The following is a 379-nucleotide window of genomic DNA, read 5'->3' as shown; positions in this document are numbered from 1 at the left end:
GCACCTCCCCGCTCGTGCCCGTGAAGCTGCCGGGCCAGAAATAGAGGCCTTCATTCGTCGACCTTCGATCGCGCCCCTCAACGCAGGCCCAACAGCGAGCGGCGATAGAAACTGTCGCGGGCCTCGCTCAGGCAAACGAAGCTGCCGTCAAAACCCTGACCATATCGCTTCTGCCTCTTGCCGTAATAGACGCCTTTCCTGAAGTCGAGCCAGACCACCTGGTCCTGCGGGCAATGGCGCTGCGCCTGCGCTTCATCGCGAAACGGCGTCAGCGGCGTTGCCAAGGCCTCTGTGTCGCCGCCTTCGCCAATGAGGATGGCGACAGCGACGGCGAGCGCGCCGGACCGCTTGCCGAACCCAGTCCAAGACATTCCCTCAC

At 63.9% G+C, this 379-nt stretch carries 1 protein-coding gene; it reads right to left on the bottom strand.

Features of this window, described 5'->3' with window-relative positions; genetic code table 11:
* Positions 1-77: 77 nt before the first annotated feature.
* On the bottom strand, positions 78-379 hold a 302-nt coding region (locus tag F8M74_RS37435), incomplete at its 5' end, for a hypothetical protein (protein ID WP_205604124.1).

The organism is Myxococcus sp. CA023 (assembly GCF_010998615.1).
Taxonomy (GTDB): Bacteria; Myxococcota; Myxococcia; order Myxococcales; family Myxococcaceae; genus Myxococcus.
The sequence above is the reverse complement of the archived record's forward strand: the minus strand, read 5'-3'. Positions and strand labels throughout refer to the sequence as shown.